We start from the raw sequence: 22,491 nt of genomic DNA on the forward strand, positions 1-22,491 counted from the left end.
AATATGCAACCGGCAATCTATTGTGATGCAACCGGCAGTGAAGCACCATGCAATCGGCAGTGAACCGCGACGTCACACTACAATAAGTCGCTCATTCAACCAGTTTTTACCCCCTTCACCGTCTTCACCTTTTCCGGTCAATCTCCCTGTTCATCGGTCATACGGGGTGAAGCGCCACCGAAGAAAATAACACGGCACATCAGCAATCGTAAGCACGGTGCTTACCTCTGCCAGGCATTGTTCATACAATCTGTACGCACCGTTCGTAAGGGGCTTTTGCACAATACATAAAAAAAACAGAATGGGGCTTCACCTCCAAACACCGATGAATAAGCCGATTGACCGGAAAAGGTGAAGGCGGTGAAGGGGGATAAAAACAAGGTGATATTCTGTTTTATATCGAGGTAAAAATAACTCAATGTGCACAAAATGGTCAAAATCAATACTAATAGTATCATTTCTCACATTTGCCATTTCTTTTTTTTGCCGTTTATTTGCATGTTGGCATATTTACTAATCAATAACCGGTTAGTTTATAGCCCGCACCTTTTGCTTAAATCATTTTTTATAACAATTTAGATTAACAGTACAATGAAAAACAAATTACTTCTATTATCGTTGTTTCTACTGATAAATGTTGTATCAGTATCCCTGCAAGCCCAACAATTGGCTTTTCCCGGAGCTGAAGGATTCGGACGATACGCCACAGGTGCACGTGCGGTTGCCAATCCGCAAATATATCATGTGACCAATCTGGACGATTCCGGCCCCGGCTCATTGCGCGATGCCATAAGCCAGCCCGGACGTTACATCGTTTTTGACGTATGCGGTGAAATCAAACTGAAATCACGCCTCGTCTTCAGTGGTAATTCCTACATAGCAGGACAGACAGCACCGGGCGATGGCATTATCATCCATGGAAACGGTGTCTCCTTTTCGGGAGCCAGCAACCTGATCGTTCGCTATCTGCGCATCTACATGGGCAAAGACAAAGGTTCTTCCGGGAAAGATGCCGCCGGCATAGCCAACGGACAGAATATGATCTTCGACCATCTGTCTGTAGCCTGGGGATTGGATGAGAACTTTTCCATCAACTGGGACGGCAAGGGAACCGAGCCGGGTGATATCACGATCCAAAATTCGATTATGGGGCAAGGAATCATGTCCCACTCTGCCGGCGGTCTGATCCAGACCAACAACGGGGTCTCTATCATCGGTTGCCTGTACATCGACAACAAAACCCGTAATCCGAAAGTAAAAGGATTGAACCAGTTTATCAACAATGTAGTCTATAACTGGGGAGGCGGCAACGGTTATATCTTAGGCGATACGGAAGCCTCTTCATGGGCATGGCTGGAAGGTAACTATTTCATCGCCGGCCCCAACAGTTCCAGTCCTTTTACCCGGGCAACGCCCACATTCCAGTTATATCACAACAATGACTTCGTAGACACGAACAAAGACGGAGTTCTGGATGGAAGAGCCACCACCAACTCTGATTACGGCAATGCCGGCTTCGTCAACGAACGTAGCGCATTCACCGGTATCCCGAAAGTACATCCCGAAATTTCAGGAGGCATCCTGTCTCCCCAAGAGGCGCTGGATAAGGTAGTGGCATCAGTAGGTGCTTCCTTGCCTGCACGCACAGCCGTAGATCAGTTTATGATCGACGAATTACTATCTTATGGAAAAAAAGGAAAGCTAATCGTTCACGAAAGAGAAAACGAGATATACAATTACATCGGAGTGATCAGTAAAGGCCCCAAAGCACCGGATACAGACAATGACGGAATACCCGATTGGTGGGAGGATGCAAACGGACTGAACAAAAACGACGCATCGGATGCACTCCAACTGGGAGCAAACGGATATCCGAACATTGAAAATTACTTCAACAGCATCGACAAGCCCACAGCAGCCTACGTACGCTGCGCTTCGGATCTGAAAATGACCGGCCGTACGAAAACATCGATCAACCTGTCTTGGAAAAACAATGCTACGGAAAGTGACCAGATCGTATTGGAACAATCAATCGACGGCGGAACAACGTTCACTACTTGTGCCACCCTGCAAGCCGATGCCACTTCCTACAATGCCACAAACCTGTTAGTAGACCAAACTTATCATTTCCGTCTCATCACCCAAAAAGCCGGATTGGATGCTTCGACTCCCTCGGAAATTCTAAAAACCGCTACGGAAGGAGAGCCTCAAATACCCCACCAGAGCCATACTCCCTCTCCTGCCGTAAACGAGGTATCCCGCTTTTATACCTCAGTCGATTTTTCATGGGAAAACGAAACCGGCCCATGGGCGGGAGATGTCTCTTACAGTCTCTTCTTTGGCGCTGATGCAGCCAGCTTGACAGAAGTGGCCAATAACCTCACCACCACCTCTTTCACTTTTGAAGGAGAGATGGAGATGAACAAAACTTACTATTGGCGGGTGGATGCAACCAACACTTTAGGTACAACACCGGGCAGCGTATGGAGTTTCAAAACCGGCACCTATTCGTTCACCACTACCTGCGTGGACTTAGGAAGAGATTTTGACGGTAATTCTTCTTCAAATGCCCAGACCGGTACACTGATTACTACCGACAGCAAATATACCATCAATGCCGGCAGCATAGACGAGATGATCTTCTCCGCTTCGAATAGCAAGATGATGAATACAACCAGTAAAAACGGAGTCTATGAAACCTCCGGCAATTACACGTTCATGTATATATCCAGCGATGACTACTATATTCAGGGAACACTGACAGAAAAAAGCTCGGAAAAAAATATCGCTTCTGTCAAAGTGAACGGAACCAGTGCAGACCTCGACTCCGGATGCGGTATCATCATCCTGTTCTCTGACGGGCTGAGCTTTGACGCCCAATCGATTATCGGATATGAAGAAGCCGAACTGCCTCCGGTTCGCAGCGGTGGCGAGGGAGTCGTCATACCCGCCTCCATCGGAACCAAATCGTTCCGTATCTACCGCAAAGTAACCATTTCTACTGCCGGAGAAGATCTTTATCAGATCGGCGGCAGCCTGAATCCGATGACGCTTACCGGCGGCGGAAGTCCGCGCATCGCTTATCTGGCGGCTACAACCGAACTTCTTTCCAACGATGACGGTAACAGCAAGAGCCCGGATAATACGATTAAAAGTGCAACAATCAACGGAAAAAAAGCCATTGTGGACAATGAAGCCAAAACAATCACCTGTCAGTTCGTCAAAGGAACAATTCCAGGCGAATGGCCTGTCACTTTCCTGCTCAACTCAAGCCTGGCAAGTGCCGACTTTGAAAGCGGCAATCCGCATAATTTTGCCAACGGCCCCTTGTCCATCGAAGTTACCGCACAAGACGGGAGCAAAGCAGTATATACGGTAAATGCGATCGTTTCAGATAAAATTGCAGTAGGCATGCTGACCGCTACCGGTGCCGCAGCCTCTTACGACGGTCTGCTTCTATCCGCTTTTGCCGATTATGACGTACAGTTCCTCGATGCCTCGGCAACTAAACCGGCAGACATGGAAGCCTATTACCGGAATTACGATCTGATTGTGATACATGCCAGTGTTGCCGGTAATAACCCGATCGGCGTAGCTACTTCGGATCTGGCAGGCATAAAGCCTATTCTGAACCTGAAAGCCTTTACTTATAGCAAAGACAGATGGAACTGGTCCACACCGAACAATACGGAAATAGGCCGCATGCACAGCAATGTGGATGTAACTTTGCAAAACCATCCGATCTTTACCAACGTAGCTTTCGACGGTGATAAATTGGAATTGCTTGCCCAACCCAGCACGGTAATCAACGCATTCCAATATGTCTCAGCACCTTTTACCGGTACAAGCTGGACGGTTCCAATGGAAACAGCCAACCATACTTTAGCTACCATTGACGGAGACGATGCCAAAGTTCATATACACGAACTGAACCTCGACAATTCTGCCAAATATCTGCTCATCGGATTAAGCAACGAAGGAGACAGCTATACATTGTTCAATACAAATACCGTCAATCTATTAAAGAACGCAGCAGCTTATCTGCTGAACCCGAACGTATATTACGATTATGCATCCAAATTACCGGTAGGCATAAAAAACAGCGCAGCAACCGCCCGAATCGGATACTTCAACGGATTCATCAATAACCCGGAACAGGAAACCGTGACTATATACAACAGTGTAGGTATGCCCCTGCTCACTTCAAGTGAAAGTCATATTAGCGTACAACACTTGCATGCCGGCCTGTATATCGCCAAAACGAAAACAACTACCATCAAGTTTATGAGAAGATAATTCATCCCCCTGCATCCCCGTCATGCTATCATCTGTTATCAGCATCCCGGGGGTGCAGGGTCGTTTTTACCCAATGCCCCGCCTCAAAATATCGAAGCAGCCAGACAGTCTTATAATCATTCGCCCCCATCAATAGAAACAGGACAGCAACCGGGAGTAACAGATATCTGCCGGAGAGCAAAGCATAAAACAAAGGAATCACGCCCAGAAGAACAGCAGGCATCAAGGAAACGACCACATATTGCCATACACGCAGATATTCACAACATAGACAACGGGCAGACAGGCAACGTCCTCTCATCCTGAAAGAAACCGACCGTTTCCCTTTTTTAGAGAAAAGCAGAAAAAAGAGTGCGCGAACCCATTCATACATTATGAACGAATAAGCGCATGAAACCATGCAAAGTGTGATTTGCGTCCCACTCATGCCACGGCTCACAGTCACCGGAGATTTTTCATATTCCGTATCGTCTTCTCTCATCGCATTCTTTCTGATCCTACCGACCGGAACATTTCACTCTTCATACAGTCCTATCACTGATTCCGGATGATACAAAGGTAAGGCGCGGCTTGCAAAAAGAATGTTATTACAACGTTATCGTTAGGTTAACGTTACGTTAACGAAGAAATTTGTTATATTTGCCAGCAAATTAAAAGACAAAAGTATGAATAAACCGCTATTTCGTTATATTACTGTCATTGCCATCCTTGCGGTAATGGCATTACAGGGAATGTGGTTTTCCAACTCCTACCATCTGTTGGAGAATGAATTATACGACAAAATAAACAATGCTTTCCTGGAAGCGCAGTTACAGGAGTCCTCACGGACCAGCGATCGGTTTAAAAACAATATCCCCAATGGCACCGTACTCCAGCTCGATTCTACCAAAGTACGTGCAAAGAATGATTTGGCCGACAGATTGATTTTGGTGACCGCTTTGCATTGCATTCATCACCAATACAATATCCCGCTCGATTATCAATTGCTGGATTCATGTTATCGGGAAGAACTGGATAAAATCAATCTGGGAAAGCTTCGCTTCCGCATCGACTCCATTGCAATAGACTCTGCCCATTACAAATACGTAGAAGATTTCGCAGAGGACAACAATCTCGTCCGGCTCCACAGCAAGATGCAGACACAAATCTACCCTATCCGGGAAGATTTCTCCAAAGGTATACAGGCTACCATTGAAAATCCTTATAAAATGATCATCCTGCAGATGCGTATGTTCCTTATAGGAACCGTACTCCTTCTGTTCATCGTCATCTATTGCCTGGTGCAACAAATCAAAGTGATTGCGAAACAAAACAAAATAGCCAAAATACGTGAAGACTTCTCGTATGCCATGATTCATGACATGAAAACGCCGCTTAGCTCCATCCTCATGGGCACACGTATCCTGCGCAGTGGAAAACTCGACGATAAGCCGGAACGGAAAGAGAAGTACTTCGACATCATGGAAGACGAAGAGGAACATCTGCTGGCATTGGTCAACAAAGTACTGACCTTATCGAAACTGGAAGAAGGGAAACTGCTACTTGAGAAAACAGAAGTGGAACTGCGCCCGATCATCGAAGACCTGATCGAGAAGTTCACCGCCAAGGCAGAAAAGCAAGTGGAATTTGCTCTTGACCTGCAAGAAGAAAAAGCATACGCTGACGAAGAATTCCTGAAAGAAGCCCTCAGCAACCTGATAGACAATGCCATCAAATATTCGGGTGAGAGTGTGCAGATAAAAATATCCTCTTCTGCCTCCACCGACGGATATACCCATATCAGTGTAACAGACAACGGTATGGGCATCCCCTTGAAAGAGCAAGGAAAGATTTTCGAGAAATTCGAACGCGCTTCGGCCGTGATACGCAACCGTAAAGAAGGTGCTTCCGGTTTCGGACTCGGGCTGAACTATGTCCTGCATGTCGTCGAAGCACACCACGGCAGCGTAAAGCTGGAAAGCATAGAAGGAGAATACAGCAAATTTACGATAAACATTCCACAACATAACGGAGAAACAGCATGATAAAGTTATTATTGGTTGAAGACGATGCCAACCTGAGATACATCATCCGGGGAGGACTTGAAGACATGATCGGCGGATACGAAATAAAAGATGCCGCCAATGGAGAAGAAGGACTGAAAGTGTGGCAGGAATGGCAACCGGACGTAATCGTTTCGGACATCGAAATGCCGGTTATGGATGGTTACGAGATGGTAAAACGCATTCGTGAAACCGATCCGGATACCCCTATCCTTTTCAGTTCAGGACGTGTTTCACCCAAGGATGTGGTGAAAGGTTACGAATTGGGAGTCAACAACTACCTAAAAAAGCCGTTTCTCCCCGAAGAGCTGAATGCACACGTACAGGCTTTAATGAAAATGAAGCAGAAAGCACCCGCCGCAACACCGGCCCCGAAAACACCGGTCATGGCGGAAGGTATCTATCAAATAGGAAAGAACTATACGCTGGATGCAGAGCATGCTACCCTGAAACACGCATCGGGTACCAATAAAACACTGACAGCCCGCGAGACAAAACTATTGCAAATGCTTTGCGAAAAGAAAGGCGAAGTAGTGAAACGCGAAACCATCCTTGAAAAACTCTGGGGAACGGAGGACGATTACTTCGCTTCACGCAGCCTGGATGTATTTGTCACCAAACTAAGAAAGCTGTTCGCGGAAGATCCGTCTGTAAATATCAAAACCGTGAAAGGAATAGGATTAAGCCTGTTAGAAATATGAACAACCCCAAATAGACCGTTTTTCATGTACAATGCGCAACTGATAAAGAAGCTCAGAGAAGGAGACCATCATGCATATAAATTCATTTTTGATCATTATTATGCTTTGATGGGCGCCATTGCGTATGAATATGTAGAAGATTACTATATCAGCCAGAACATAGTGGAAGATGTAATGATGTCTATTTGGGAAAAAAGAGAACAACTGATCATTTCAACTTCTGTAAAATCCTATCTGCTCACCTCCGTTCACAATAAATGCATCGATTACTTACGAAGCCGGTCCAGAGAAGCGGAAGTATTCAGCCTTGAAAGTGAAATCGGCTCGTCGAGCTGTTACATCCCGGATCAAGAGATGTTCGAGCAGATCGTCTCATCGGAACTGGAAAAGAAAATAGAAGAAATTATCCAATCAATGCCCGAAGAATGCAAAAAAGTATTCCTGCTGAGCCGGTATGGAAACAAGAGCTATGCCGAAATAGCTAATGAGCTGAACATCTCCGTCAATACAGTGAAATACCACATCAAAAAAGCACTCAGCCTATTCAGAGAGGAACTGAAAGATTACCTCCTCACCATTACAGCCTTATATTTCTATCTTTTTAATCAGTAAAATCCGCATTAAACAAGCTTCGTGATACTTTTTTCGATAAAAAAGAAAACTTTTATCGAAAAAAGTTCTTTTCTCACTACCCTACTGTATTTCCCGGACGTCCTACTTATAAAAGGCGACAAGTATGGACAACGACATCGATATTTTTAATCTTATCAACAGGCAGTTCTCCAAGCAGATATCCAAAGAGGAAGAGGCTGTTTTGAAAGCATGGTATGAAAACAGCGCAGAAAACAAGCAGGTGTACAAAGAGTATTATCTGTTGATAAAAGGATTGCGTATCTCTCAAAACAAGAAATTCTTCTCCTCACAAATCGGAGATGCCTATGCCGGCTTCGCCAGAAAGACCGGTCTAAAGCAGAAAGAAAGCAGGCGATATTCCGTGCCCCGCTCCTGGATACGGTATGCAGCCGTTTTTGCCATAGCATTCGGGCTGGGTGCAGGTTCCTACTATATAGCCCGCTCCGGCTCATCAGACTCTCGCCTGGCACAAACAATTGAAATCCCTTATGGCTCCAAATCTAAAGTCACTTTACCCGATGGAACCTCTGTATGGTTGAATTCCGGAAGCCGGTTATCTTATCTGGAAAGTTTCGGTCATTCCAACCGGAATGTTTCTCTGGACGGCGAAGCCTATTTTGAAGTCACCAAAAATAAGAAACTCCCATTCAGTGTACTTTCCGGAAAGGTAAAGATTAAAGTACTTGGTACCAAATTCAACTTTAAATCTTATAAGGAAGATGAAAGTGCACGGGTTACTTTGGTAGAAGGTAGCCTGAATGTCGGAAATATCGAAAACAATGTAAGAAACGTGCTGCTTATCCCCAACCAGCAGGCAGTCATCAACAAAAAGGAAAACCGGGTTACCGTGAAAAACGTAGATGCCAAAAGTTATGCCATGTGGACACATCCGAAACAGGAAATATTGGATGTTATCCCGAGCAATGTCACCGGGCAACCCACAGCATCCATACGGGTTCCAAGCGTAACGATACGAAACACCCTCTTTTTCAACGAAGAACCGCTAAGTCAGATTGTACGTGATCTGGAACGGGCATTCAATGTGAAAATCGAAATAAAAGACCGCCAACTGAGCACCGAACGCTTCTATGGCGATTTCCGAAACGACGAAACGATTACAGAGATACTGGATATCATGGCCGCCAACAACAATCTGTATTACACGATCGATGGAGATGAAATAATTATATCAAGAAAATAATCAATCATAATTTAATAATAGCGCCGATGTATGTAAAAGAATGGAAAGCCCTTATGAAAATGGCTTTAATCACCTGTTTTTTAATCTGTGCACAGGTCATTTCCGCTCAGGAGAAGAACTTCTCTCTCGATCTGAAAGACGTAACAGTAAAAGAAGCTTTGGAACAACTAAAAGCAAAAACCACCTATTCCCTATGGTTCAATGTGAATGATGTAGACCTGGGACGGAAAATAACCGTTCGTTTCCAGGATAAATCGATCAACGAAGCATTGGAGATCATTTTGAAAGGACAATCTCTTAGTTATGAAATAAAAGACAAATACATCCAGATATTCAAACCCCGTAAAGCTCCCGAGAAAGGGAAAGTAAAACAGGCGTCGGGTATTGTGGTAGATGATAAAGGGGAAAGTCTGCCAGGGGTGAGCATCCGGTTTAAAGAGGATGAAACAGTCGGGACAGTCACCGATCTCGACGGCCACTTCCAGATAAACATTCCGGAAAAGGCAAAAACCCTGATCGTCTCCTACATCGGAATGGAGACCAAAGAACTCCCGATCAAAGAGGGGACGATAAAGGTGGTCCTTAACTCCGATTCGCAGATTCTGGACGAAGTGGTCGTGACGGGTATGACAAAAGTAGACAAACGCCTGTTTACCGGTGCAACCGACAGGCTAAAAGCAGAAGATGCCCGCCTGGACGGTATACCCGATGTAAGCCGCGCACTGGAAGGACGCTCCGCAGGAGTATCCGTACAGAATGTGTCCGGTACTTTCGGCACTGCCCCGAAGATTCGTGTACGCGGTGCCACCTCTATCTACGGCAGTTCCAAACCGCTATGGGTGGTCGATGGCGTTGTCATGGAAGATGCCGTTGAAATCAACGCCGATGACCTGTCTTCCGGCGACGCCGTCACCTTGATCAGTTCTGCAATAGCCGGATTGAGTGCCGACGATATCGAAAGTTTTCAAATTCTGAAAGACGGTTCGGCTACCTCCATATACGGTGCCAGAGCCATGGCGGGCGTAGTAGTAATCACCACAAAGAGAGGGCAGGCCGGTGTCAGCCGGATCAACTATACCGGTGAATTCACATCCCGCCTGAAACCTAACTATAACGATTTCAACATAATGGATTCGCAGGAACAGATGGGTGTTTACAATGAAATGGCAGAAAAAGGCTGGCTGATCTTCTCTGATACTTACCGGGCCTCCAATAGCGGAGTTTATGGAAAGATGTACCAGCTCATCAACGATTATAATCCGAAGACCCAGACATGGGGACTGGAAAATACCCCCGAAGCACGTGCAGGATACCTTCAGATGGCCGAAATGAGAAACACGAACTGGTTTGACGAATTGTTTAATAACAACATCACCATGAATCACTCGATCAGTATCAGTTCCGGTACGGAAAAAGCGAAGTACTACGGTTCGATCAGTATCTATAATGATCCGGGCTGGACCAAAGCAAGCTCGGTCAAAAGATATACAGCCAATGCCAATGCTTCCTTCAACCTATCCGACAATCTGACGTTGACGCTGCTTTCCAACGGTTCTTACAGAAAACAAAAAGCTCCCGGAACATTGAGCCAGGAGATAGATGTAGTGAGCGGAGAGGTTAGGCGCGACTTTGACATCAACCCATACAGCTATGCGCTGAATACATCAAGAACATTAGCTCTGAAAGATGAAAACGGACTGGTATATTATACCAGAAACTATGCCCCTTTCAACATTCTGAATGAATTGGACAAAAACTACATCGATCTGGATGTGGTAGATCTCAAATTCCAGGGTGAACTGAATTGGAAAATCATCAAAGGCTTGGAAGCTAAAGTTGTAGGTGCAGTAAAATATCAGATGACCTCACAAGATCATCTTATAAAAGAGAACTCTAATCAACCCGAGGCATATCGTGCCGCAGGAGATGCAACCATACTCGATAAGAATCCGCTCCTATACAAAAATCCGGATCTTCCGAACTCACTTCCCGTAGTCGTATTACCGGAAGGAGGTATCTTCGATAAAAACGAATACAAGTTGTTCGGATATGACTTCAGAGCCAGCCTGAGCTATAACACCAGCTTCAAGGACAAACATATTATGAACCTGTTTGCCGGAACAGAAGCGAACTCGGCCGACCGTACCCAATACTGGTCAAGAGGCTGGGGCTACCAATATGAAAAAGGAGGGGTGCCTTTTTACGATTACCTGATATTCAAACAAGGAATAGAACAGAATAACCAATACTACTACAATGACCTGACCTATTCCCGGAACCTTGCCTTCTTCGGTATGGCAACCTACTCATATATGGGAAAATATACAGCCACCGGAACGCTCCGCTATGAAGGTTCCAACAGATTGGGAAAAGCCCGGTCGGCTCGCTGGCTGCCTACCTGGAACGCGGCCTTAGCATGGAACATGCATGAAGAAGAGTTTTTTGAGAAACTGACTCCGGCCTTGTCGCACTTTACGCTAAAGGCTTCTTATAGTCTGACTGCCGACAGAGGCCCCGCCTTTGTTACCAACTCCCGTGTGGTATACCGCAACTACTCCCCTTACCGCCCTTTCGCCGATGTAAAAGAATCGGGCTTGCAAATAGAAGATTTGGAAAACAGCGAACTGACTTATGAAAAAAAGCATGAATTCAATATCGGTGTTGATTTCGGCTTTATCGACAATCGGATCAATCTTAGTGCAGACTATTACACCCGTAATAATTATGACCTGATCGGAGTCATCAATACACAAGGTAGTGGCGGACAAGGAATGAAATACGCCAATGTGGCTTCTATGAAATCAAGCGGATTCGAATTGACCTTGTCTACCAAAAACATACGGACAAAGAGTTTTCAGTGGACTACGGATTTTATCTTCTCAAAATCCAAGAATGAAATAACCGAACTGGACTCTAAAGCACGAGTAATGAGCCTCATCTCCGGAATGGGATTTGCCGAAAAAGGGTATCCCGTACGTGCACTGTTTTCAATCCCTTTCCAAGGTTTGAATGAAGACGGGCTACCTACTTTTATCAATGAAAACGGAGAGGTAACCATCACAGAAATCAATTTCCAGGAATCGATGAAAAAAGGTTTCCTGAAATACGAAGGTCCTACCGATCCCACCATTACGGGAAGTTTCGGAAATATCTTTTCATACAAGAATTTCAGATTAAATGTCTTCATGACCTACTCTTTCGGAAATGTAGTCCGCCTGGACCCTGTATTCAAAAGCGAGTACTCCGATCTGGATGCAATGCCCAAAGAATTTAAGAACAGATGGACGGTGCCCGGAGACGAAGCCCATACCAACATTCCGGTAATAGCTCACAAACGCCAGGTACAAGACATCCCCAATCTGAAATATGCCTATAATGCGTATAACTATTCGGATGTCCGCGTTGCAAAAGGCGATTTTATCCGGATGAAAGAGATCTCTTTATCATACGATTTCAACCCGGCCTGGATCAAGCAATTCAAGCTGAATAATCTGCAACTGAAACTGCAGGCAACCAACCTCTTCCTCGTTTATTCGGATTCTAAATTAAACGGACAAGACCCGGAATTCTTTCGTTCTGGCGGGGTGGCTTCTCCTGTACCCAAACAGTTTACTCTAACTTTAAGATTAGGATTATAAAAAAAGACAATAAATATGAAAAATCAAAATAAATACTCAATAGGTCTGGCAGCCATAGCAATGTTATTGGCCACATCCTCCTGTGAAGGCTTTCTGGATAAGATGCCGGACAACAGAACCGAACTCGACAACAGTGAGAAAGTGTTACAACTGCTCGTATCCGCCTACCCCAGTGGAACGTATATGCAGATAACCGAACTAATGTCCGACAACGTGGCAGATAACGGACCGCTCTATATGACCTTCAATAAAAGTGTGGAAGAGAGTTATAAATGGCAGGATTTCACCGATAACCAGCAAGATACTCCACAATACATATGGAACGAATACTATAAAGCAATAGCTGCCGCCAATCATGCATTGGAATACCTGAATAATTCTGAAGAAGGAACCGAAGACGAGCTTGCCTCCAGAGGAGAAGCCCTTGTCTGCCGCGCTTATTCCCACTTCATCTTAGTCAATGTTTTTTGTAAAGCATACAATTCCCAGACAAGTAGTATCGATCTGGGAATACCTTATGTGGAAAAGCCGGAAAAGATAGTATCCGGACAATATGCAAGAGGAACCGTTGCCGAAGTATACGAAAAAATAAACCGTGACATAGAAGAAGGATTGCCCCTTATCGACGACACGAAGTACAAAAGCTCCGTTATCAAATATCATTTCAATCAGAAAGCGGCATATGCTTTCGCCGCCCGGTTCAATTTGTATTACGGCAACTATGAAAAAGCCATAAAATATGCCACCAAAGCAATTGGAGAGAATCCGGCAAAAGTACTCCGTGATCAAGTTCAGTACAAAAGTATCGCCGCAGCAAAAGATTGCGGTATCGCTTATGTCAAATCTGAATTAGCATGCAATCTCTTACTGATGCCCGCTACATCCATGTGGAACTACAACCATTGGAGATCTCAATATAGCAGATATGCTATGAACACCGCTAAACTGCAGACCACCTACTGGAGCCTCGGACCATGGGTAGCCCCAGATTATCTCTATCAGGCACTCAAAATATACGGAAACGATCAAGTATCCTATTATCCCAAATTGTATGGTTTCATTGAATATACGGATGTCATTTCCGGAATAGGCTATCTGAATATCGTGAATACGGTCTTTACAACAGACGAGACCCTCCTTTGCCGCGCAGAAGCTTACATTCATATGAAAGACTATTCCAACGCGACAAAAGACCTGAGCTATTGGTATGATTCGCACACTTTACCGGGAGTCAAAGCCCTAACAGAAGACCGGATCGATTCTTATTATGAAACAGCAGACCAGGCAGTACGCCCTGAGCTCCATCCGATGTTTGAAATCGAACCGGGCAAACAACTCAACTTTATGTATTGTCTGCTTCATTTCCGACGCATAGAAACAGTACACGAAGGCCTTAGATGGTTTGATATCAAACGGTTCGGCATAGAGATAGAACACAACATTGCCGGACAGGCCAATGACATACTGACCAAAGATGACCCCCGAAGAGCATTACAACTACCGGCAGATGTAATCGGAGCCGGCATGCAACCTAACCCCAGATAATAACGAAATCAGAAAAAAAATATGAAAAAGATTTTATTATACGCATTAGCAATCTTTTTAACCGGCGGAATGATCTCCTCCTGTTCTGAAGAAAAACTCGGAGACAGTATTTTTGATACGAATCCTCCGGCACGCACAGAGTTCGACAATTGGCTACTCCGGAATTATGTGAAAGAATACAACATTGACTTCAAATACCGACTGGAAGACATAGAAGCCAATATGTCGTACAATCATATTCCGGCAGAAGTAGAGAAATCCAAGAAACTGGCAAAGATCATCAAATATCTGTGGCTCGAATCATACGACGAGATGTTCGACAAGACCGGAGTAAACAAGGATTTCATGCGGACCTACGCTCCTAAGGTGATTCTCCTTATCGGCTCGTCGGCCATCAATCCCTCTTCTTCAACGGAGATTTTAGGTTCTGCGGAAGAAGGTATCAAAGTAGTATTGTACAAAGTGAATTCCATTGATCCTACGGACGTGGAAATGCTGAATGAATATTACTTCGAAACCATGCACCATGAGTTTGCCCATATTCTTCACCAAAAGAAAAGTTATCCTACGGAATATAACCAAATATCCGCAGCCGACTACTCTTCTACCGGCTGGCAAAACCGTACGGAACTGCAAGCATGGAAACTGGGATTCGTTACTCCCTATGCAGGTATGCAACCACAAGAGGATTTCGTAGAGGTGATAGCAAACTATCTTGTCAAGCCAGATGGTTTTTGGGAAAATATGCTGGCAAATGCCGGCACAGAGGGAGCAGCCAAGATACAGTCCAAGTTTGATATGGCTAAAGAATGGCTCATGGCCTCATGGAGCATCGACATAGAAGAATTAAGAACGATCATCATCAGACGCTCTGAAAATATTGATTCAATTTTAAATGAAAAAATGACGGACAATGAATAAATCAGTTTATATCCTTATCGCCCTATTCACATTGTGCATCTCTTCATGCTCGGATGAAAACGATATATTCGACAGTTCTTCCGCACGCAGGATGAACGCAATGTTGCAAGAATGTAATGAAATACTGACCGGTGCGGAAAACGGTTGGATTTTTGAATACTATCCGGAAGACAGTAAATACGGAGGTTTTCAACTGTACATGACTTTTTCCAAAGAGGGAGAAGTAAAAGTCACTGCAGAATCGCCCATATTGGAGTCGCCGGGCGAACAGGTCACAAGCATGTATCAGGTGAAAGCCGATATGGGGCCCGTCCTGAGTTTTGACACATACAATCGGATATTGCATCAGTTTTCTGACCCGGACCCGGACGGATTGGGTTATGAGGGTGATTATGAATTCGTTATTCTTACCATCAATAAAGAAGGGATCGAATTAAGAGGAAAGAAAACCGGCGTAAAAATGCAGATGATTCCCCTACCGGCCGGTACGACCTGGGAGAGTTATAGCAACCGACTCAACAAGATGATACAGGCATTTCCCGGATTTACCATGCGCCTGAATATAGACGGCAAAGTAATAGACATGGAAGAATCTGACGAGATAGGACGCTATCAAACGTTCAAACTACCGGCAAAAACCAATTCTTCCGCCGAGGGCACAGCCTTTATTTATACACCGGATGGGATTAAATTCAAATCCCCCGTAACCATTGCGGGAAAAACAATACAACATTTCACTGCATCGGCAGACGGCACTTATCTGACTTGTACGGATGAAGGAGCAAACGGTGTACAAATCGTACAAATGCCTTTGGGAGAGGCCTTCGTAACCAAGAAAGGCAACTGGTTCTTTGACAAAAACCAGATGGGCCCACGATTGACCACGATGTGGAGTACAATTACCGAAAACATGGAAAAGGATCAGAATGGCCAAGGATCGGAACTTTTGCAACAAATTTCCCTACAGGGCTCTTATCAGGTATTCACAATATACAGTTATTCCATCAACGATGAAAAGCTATACAGTGCTAACTTCTATATGGATTTCATTCCCATTGAAGGTGCCGACCAGATGAAAATCATTTTCGCGGGAGGCGGAGACGACTTTGCCCGGTATTTCTATATGGAGTATTTCGACATGATGTTAGGTTATATGAGCGATGACGAACCATACAACATGACCTATGACAATCTGAAAAGTCCGAGTGAAATAACTTTCAGAAGAAACGATAACCCCGACGTCGTTTGGTTCAAGACCACCAGATACATTAAATAACCACATAAAAATTACGAATATGAAAAAGAATTATTACATTTTCATCCAGATGTTTTTATTCGTTTCTTTGACTTGCTTTCAAGTGAATGCACAGCAGATCAAGCCGGAAAGAAACAAGACAGAAAAAGTAGGCACACCGGAAGCAACAAAATTCCAGGTACCGCAGACACGGGCAACTATGTTGGGTACTCTGCCCTATTCCAACAACTTTGACAGTTATGAAATCCGTACAGTTCCCGAAGGATGGGTATGTACAGGCGAAAAAAACGCTTTTGCCGTCACTACATTCAATGGCTGGAAAGAAATATATTCCGAGCCAAACTGTTTAGGTGCTTATTCTTCTGCCACAGAAGACAATTGGGCCTATTCCATCGGATTTCAGATGAAAGCCGGAAAAGTATATCATGCCAGTTTCCAACTATTGGCTCCGGGGCTTTCCGAATCGGACAACAAAAGCGAGAGCGTACGCTTTACGGTTGGTAAAGGACAGTCAAAAGAGGCTGAATGTATTATATTGAAAGATTTGAAAAATATCAAATACAAAGAATGGAAAAAGGTAGAGGCCGACTTTACCCCTCAAACCGATGGAGTCTATTACTTCGGTTTCGGCCTCACTGCTACGGCTGCCAATGGAGTAGGAATAGATGATTTCGAAGTTTACGACAACGAAAATCCTTTCCCGGTTGAAGCTAAATATGTCGCATACGGCGGGCTATGGTCGACTTCGGTCAATCACTTGAACGATGATATGCGATACATATATCCGGGACAACCCATTACATTTATTAACCAGTCAAAGTATGCAACCGATTATCAATGGGATACATTCGGTAATCCGGCAACTACGAATGAAGAAAACCCTGAGGTAACTTACTCGGAAAGCGGAGATTACAGACCGTTATTAAATGCCACAAATGCCAAATATACGGATTCATTCTCAGATGTCGTCAATGTCACGGTTCTCGGAAAAGAGGAAATTACAGACATTGTTTGCAACAGTTCAAATAAGTATGACGAAGCCTCTTTACCGGAAAAAGATGTTCCCGGTACCAATGACTATGTAAGCGGTATAAATAAATACTATACCACCTTTGCAGAGAAGTTCGAACTGCCTTCAGAAGCCGAAGCAAGCATTAGCGGAGTTCATTTCAGATTATATCTATACAAGGCGGCTACTACCAATAAAGGTAAACCGGTAAGAGTCAGACTATACGCCGACAAATGGGGAGCACCGGATACGGACAACGTATTCGGCGAGTATGTCACAACCATGAGTGGCGCTTTCGGTTCGGTTTCCGTAGACTATGAAAATGTTGTCAGAAAAATAAAATTTGACAAACCTATAAAAGTAAAAGGAAGCTTCTATTTATCTATAGAACTGGATGAGTCTATCGTGCCGGATGCTACGACCAAATTAGCTTTAGCTTATGACGTACGCAGAGCAGACAAAGTAGCTTCTGCCTATGTCCGGATTCATGCTGCCGGAGCTGCAGAATTAAACCTTAACGGAGGATGGTATTGCGTTCCGGATCTGCCTTGGCCTTTCAATGAACTCGACAAAACAGGATTCTCTTTCTACCTGTCACCGGAAATTACTTTCCATAAGACCACAGGAACTTCTGTCAACGAAGTGAAAGATAATAAAGTCAATGTCTACCCTGCGGTATTCGAGTCCGGCTTTACTATTACAACCAAAGACAATGCCGCCAAACTCGTCCGGGTATTTAATGCAAACGGACAGGTCGTTTTTGAGAAAACAACCCACGAAACCAGCATTGATGTTACAGCTTCCGATTGGACTGCAGGCATTTATCTGGTAAAAGTTGAAGGTAATTCTACGAATTCCTCTATGAAAATTATCAAAAAATAAAAACGATACTCTCTCTTTACTTTATTCTAAACAGTTGTCCGGGCGTTAAACCCCGCGTTTAACGTACCGGACAATTTTTATTCACCACTAATACATATCAAAAGAGTATGAAAAAACGACTACTAATCACCTGTCTTATGTCACTGATAGTCATCGGGGCATGGGCTGAGAAGAGTGAGAACGAACCGATCATCGGCATGACTTGTACACCCGGCAAGATAAGCTTCAAACTGTATGCCACTGAAGAAACGACCTTTCAGATAGATTTTGGAGAAGGACCGGTAGAACAAACGGTCAAGACCACCGGAACAGCTATCAGTGGTTCTGCCACATCAAACTCAATAGCGGTATACGGAGATGCCCTTCTGATAAAAAAGTTTGAAGTATCCTCTAATCAGATTCTCAAGACACTGGATTTCAGCAAATGCACGGCCTTGACGGAATTATCATGCTCAAGCAGCCCGAATATAACCGAAATTACATTGCCTGCTTCTGCAGAAAACCAATTGACGAAAGTAAATTGCCGTTATATCAACTTGAGCTCTTTTGATGCCAGCCAATGTTCGAAACTCAAAACGTTGTATCTTTCCAATTCGAATGCAACATTGGAAACACTGATACTCCCGGAAAACAGTGATGCATTGGACGATTTAACTTTGATGCAATGTGGATTGACCACTCTGGACGTCAGCAAATACACCAAACTGACTAACCTGGACTGTCAATACAACTATTTGACTTCCGTACAGATCCCTGAAAACCCTGTCAATAATTTATCCGTAGATTGTTCCTACAATTACATGATCATGCCGAATTTTCCGGAAGGTGAAAAAATCACCTTATACTACATGGACCAACGGGAAAAAGTATCACGGTATACTTTAAATGAAAAATATAGTACGAACGACATCATCGACCTGTCAGAACTCTATGCCTTGAAGAAAGGAATCAAAGGTTCTTATTTTTCAGAAGGGGTTTACCCCACTTTCACCTGGTACATGAGCGGAAGCAGTGAACCGTTGGTAGAAGGAACGGATTACCTGACAATAGAACCGGGCAAATTCAAATTCAGCACAGTTCCCGAAAACGAAATCTATTGTGTGATTGCTTCTAAAGCATATCCTGCCTATCAAGACTACAGTTCGCCATACCGTACCACTGATATTGTAATAGAAAAAGCGATCGATCCGGTTATCACCTTGACTACCACCAAAGAAAGCCCCATCGGATTCTCCATCGGAGCTACCGAAGACAACACCTCTATCCAAATAGACTGGGGGAACGGAACTTTGGTTGATAAAACCATAAATACGACTAAAACATCCGTTCAAGGTACACCTGCCGGAACAAAAATCATCAGGATTTACGCAGATGCCGCTAAAATCAAAGAATTATCTTTAGCTTATTGCGACTATCTCACAGAGGTCGATCTAAGCAAGTGTACAGCGTTGCAAACCCTGTCCGTCAAAGACAGCTACAGAATTACCGCGTTTACATATCCTGAAGATGTAACCACCATTGAAAACCTGACCATCGATAACAGCAGTATAAAAAACATAGATGTACATGATTGGACGGGACTAAAGAATTTAAAATATATGCCTTATGGCACCAGCGCCATTGTATTACCGGATGAAGCGGAAAAGCTGGAAAGCCTTGTCTTAAGCAAACTATCTCTGAAAGCCATAGACCTGAATAAATACGTCAACCTAACTACACTCGAAGTAACCTCTCTATCCGCACTGGAAGCACTGGATGTAAATGCATGCGGCAAATTGGCAAAACTGATTTGTAAAAGAAATACCAAACTTAAAGCCCTTACCCTACCCACTGTCAGAAATGTTTTGACAGAATTGGATTGCGAGTATACTGCATTGACAGCCATTAATTTAAAAGAATACACTCATCTTCAGATTTTGAACTGCAGCGGAATCGCAGAAACCGTTTTACCAGAAGATCCGTCGACTTTAATTTCCTTGACTTGCAAAGAGAACGGATTAACAACACTGGATGTAAGCACATGTACCAACCTGACCAATCTGGATTGCTCATACAACCAGTTAACCGAAATACGTGTTCCTGAAAATCCGGGTCAGACCATAAGCATAGATTGCTCCTATAACTACCTGTTTATGCCCAATCTCCCCGAAGGAGAAAACATAGAATTATCTTATATGGACCAACGGGAAAAAGTATCCCGATATACGTTAAGTGAGAAATATAGCACAAACGATACCATCGATCTGTCAGAACTCTATGTCTTGAAAAAAGGAATCAAAGGTTCCTACTTTCCGGAAGGAGTCTATCCTACCTTCACTTGGTACATGAATGGAAACAGTGAGCCGCTCGTAGAAGGAACGGATTATTCAGTAGTAGAACCGGCCAAATTCAAATTTAAAGCAGTTCCCGAAAACGATATTTATTGCGTGATTGCTTCCAAGGGCTATCCAGCTTATCAGGACTACGGCTCTCCTTATCGTACCACCGATATCATCATAGAGAAAGCACCTGATCCGGCTATTACACTGACAACCTCCAAGGAAAACCTGATCGGTTTTTCTATCGGAGCTGCCGAAGATAATACCTCCATTCAAATAGATTGGGGAGACGGCACTTTGGTCGATAAGACCATAAATACAACCAGAACTTCGATACAAGGTACTCCCACCGGAACAAAAGTTATCAAGATTTACGGGGAAGCCTCTGCTATCAAAGAACTGTCTTTGGCTTACTGTGACTATCTCACAGAGGTTAATCTAAGCAAATGTACAGCCTTAAAAACGCTCATCGTGAAAGAAAGTTCCAAGATTACTACATTCACATATCCCGAAGATGTCACGACCATCGAAAATCTGACGATTGACAACAGCAGTATCAAAAATCTCGATATACATGAGTGGACCGGACTAAGAAGCTTGAATTACGCCCCATACGGAACAGGTACTATTATCCTACCGGATGAAACGGAAAAATTGGAAAACGTTACTCTAAAAAGATTATCCCTGAAAACGATAGACCTGAACAAGTACGGTAATCTAAACTCATTGGAAATCACCAATAATTCTTCATTAGAAACATTGGACATCAATGCATGCGGTAAGTTAAGCAAACTGATCTGTAAAGCCAATGCCAAGCTTACAAGCCTGATTCTCCCGACTGCAAAAACCGCTCTAACGGAATTGAGCTGTGAGTATACCGGATTGACCGACATAAACTTAAGAGAATACACCGCTCTGCAGGTTTTGAATTGTAGTGGAATCAAAGAGGTGGTTCTGCCGTCAGACCCGTCTACACTAACCTCTCTGACATGCAAAGAAAACGGGCTAAAGACATTGGATGTAAGTTCATGCGTCAACCTAGCTTATCTGGACTGTTCGTACAACGAACTGACTGAAATAACCGTTCCGGAAAACCCGAACCAAGTTCTGGAAATCGATTGCTCTTACAATTATCTGACCATGCCGACCTTCCCGGAAGGCGAGAAAATCAAAATGAGCTATATCTACCAGAAAGAAAAAGTAATGAAATATGAACTGGAAAGCAGCTATACAACCGACGAAACGATCGATTTTTCTGATTGGTATGTGAAAAAGAAAGGGTTACAAAGCTCTTATTTCGCCAATGGGGTTTATCCTACTTTCGAATGGTATCTGCAAGGCAGTAACGAGCAACTCGAATCCGGAACGGATTATACGATAACAGAAGGGTGTAAATTCCAATTTATAACTATACCGGACGACGCTGTTTACTGTGTGATTTCTTCCAGAGCATATCCCGATTATGAAAATTATGGAGAACCTTACAAAACGACTTCCTGCGTTATAACACGAGGTACGAGTGTGAAAGAAAACCATGCAAATATAGCCAAAGTTTATGCCACCGGTACAAACATTACAATCATACCGACCGAAGACTGCACATATTCAGTGAGTACTGCTACCGGACAGGTGATCACCAACGGCGAGACCGGACAAAGTATTGAAGTCCCTGTACATTTATCCGGTATCTATATCGTATCTGTCCGTACAGCAGACAACAAGGTTAAGAGCTATAAAGTAGCAGTTCAATAAAATAGCCTATAAAGCAATGTCTTTATAACTCCGGCCAGAACTGCCTGTCAATATTTACCGATAATAATCGGTAAATATTGACAGGCAGTTCTGTTTATATAAAGAGAGTAAACAAAAGAAACAGGAAAATCAGCCTAAGAAAATAATTGTACAAAAAAACAGAGAAGGAACGTCTTTCTCATCTACCTGATTGTCACATCTTATAAACATCCGAACAGTTCGTCGTAGAGTTTCGCCTCATTTCCCGTAGAGTTTCACTCTGTTTCTCTACGAGTTTCGACCTGTTTCTCGTAGAGGG

Annotated in this window: 12 protein-coding genes; 11 read left to right on the forward strand and 1 reads right to left on the reverse strand. The window is 43.9% G+C overall.

Features of this window, described 5'->3' with window-relative positions:
- The first annotated feature begins 591 nt into the window (after positions 1-591).
- Complete coding sequence (locus tag RB604_RS03290) at positions 592-4,296, forward strand: SGBP N-terminal domain-containing protein (RefSeq protein WP_055293801.1); 3,705 nt, start codon at positions 592-594, stop codon at positions 4,294-4,296.
- Positions 4,297-4,324: 28 nt separating this feature from the next.
- On the opposite strand, the gene RB604_RS03295 is transcribed toward RB604_RS03290, so the two are convergent.
- Entirely contained in the window at positions 4,325-4,777 is a 453-nt protein-coding gene (locus tag RB604_RS03295) for a DUF3267 domain-containing protein (protein ID WP_007479724.1), read from the reverse strand.
- Positions 4,778-4,961: 184 nt separating this feature from the next.
- On the opposite strand from RB604_RS03295, the gene RB604_RS03300 reads away from it, so the two are divergent.
- The 10 genes from RB604_RS03300 to RB604_RS03345 all read left to right on the forward strand — a co-directional run bounded on the left by RB604_RS03300 (position 4,962) and on the right by RB604_RS03345 (position 22,193).
- Positions 4,962-6,320, forward strand: coding sequence for a sensor histidine kinase (locus tag RB604_RS03300; RefSeq protein WP_055293803.1), 1,359 nt, complete (start codon positions 4,962-4,964; stop codon positions 6,318-6,320).
- On the forward strand, positions 6,317-7,039 hold the full coding sequence (locus RB604_RS03305) for a response regulator transcription factor (protein ID WP_005928451.1): 723 nt from the start codon (positions 6,317-6,319) through the stop codon (positions 7,037-7,039). Before RB604_RS03300 ends, RB604_RS03305 begins: the two co-directional genes overlap by 4 nt.
- A gap of 24 nt (positions 7,040-7,063) precedes the next feature.
- Entirely contained in the window at positions 7,064-7,651 is a 588-nt protein-coding gene (locus RB604_RS03310; RefSeq protein WP_005928449.1) for an RNA polymerase sigma-70 factor, read from the forward strand.
- A 124-nt stretch (positions 7,652-7,775) separates the two neighbouring features.
- On the forward strand, positions 7,776-8,873 hold the full coding sequence (locus RB604_RS03315; protein WP_055293805.1) for a FecR family protein: 1,098 nt from the start codon (positions 7,776-7,778) through the stop codon (positions 8,871-8,873).
- Between the two features lie 26 nt (positions 8,874-8,899).
- Positions 8,900-12,511 carry a SusC/RagA family TonB-linked outer membrane protein gene (locus RB604_RS03320; protein WP_055293807.1) on the forward strand — a complete coding sequence of 1,204 codons (3,612 nt, stop codon included), beginning with the start codon at positions 8,900-8,902 and terminating at the stop codon, positions 12,509-12,511.
- 15 nt (positions 12,512-12,526) lie between these two features.
- A complete protein-coding gene (locus RB604_RS03325) occupies positions 12,527-14,056 on the forward strand; it encodes a RagB/SusD family nutrient uptake outer membrane protein (protein ID WP_055293810.1) in 1,530 nt (509 codons plus the stop codon).
- A gap of 21 nt (positions 14,057-14,077) precedes the next feature.
- Positions 14,078-14,977 carry a zinc-binding metallopeptidase gene (locus RB604_RS03330; RefSeq protein ID WP_055293812.1) on the forward strand — a complete coding sequence of 300 codons (900 nt, stop codon included), beginning with the start codon at positions 14,078-14,080 and terminating at the stop codon, positions 14,975-14,977.
- Positions 14,970-16,253 (forward strand): DUF4302 domain-containing protein, encoded by a 1,284-nt coding sequence (locus RB604_RS03335; protein WP_007479717.1) that lies wholly within the window; start codon positions 14,970-14,972, stop codon positions 16,251-16,253. Before RB604_RS03330 ends, RB604_RS03335 begins: the two co-directional genes overlap by 8 nt.
- Positions 16,254-16,272: 19 nt before the next feature.
- Positions 16,273-18,123 (forward strand): T9SS type A sorting domain-containing protein, encoded by a 1,851-nt coding sequence (locus RB604_RS03340; RefSeq protein ID WP_055293814.1) that lies wholly within the window; start codon positions 16,273-16,275, stop codon positions 18,121-18,123.
- 107 nt (positions 18,124-18,230) lie between these two features.
- Positions 18,231-22,193: a leucine-rich repeat protein gene (locus RB604_RS03345; protein WP_229103589.1), complete on the forward strand. Its 3,963-nt coding sequence runs from the start codon at positions 18,231-18,233 to the stop codon at positions 22,191-22,193.
- Positions 22,194-22,491: the final 298 nt, after the last annotated feature.

The sequence above is a fragment of the Bacteroides salyersiae genome, assembly GCF_031172035.1.
Taxonomy (GTDB): Bacteria; Bacteroidota; Bacteroidia; order Bacteroidales; family Bacteroidaceae; genus Bacteroides; species Bacteroides salyersiae.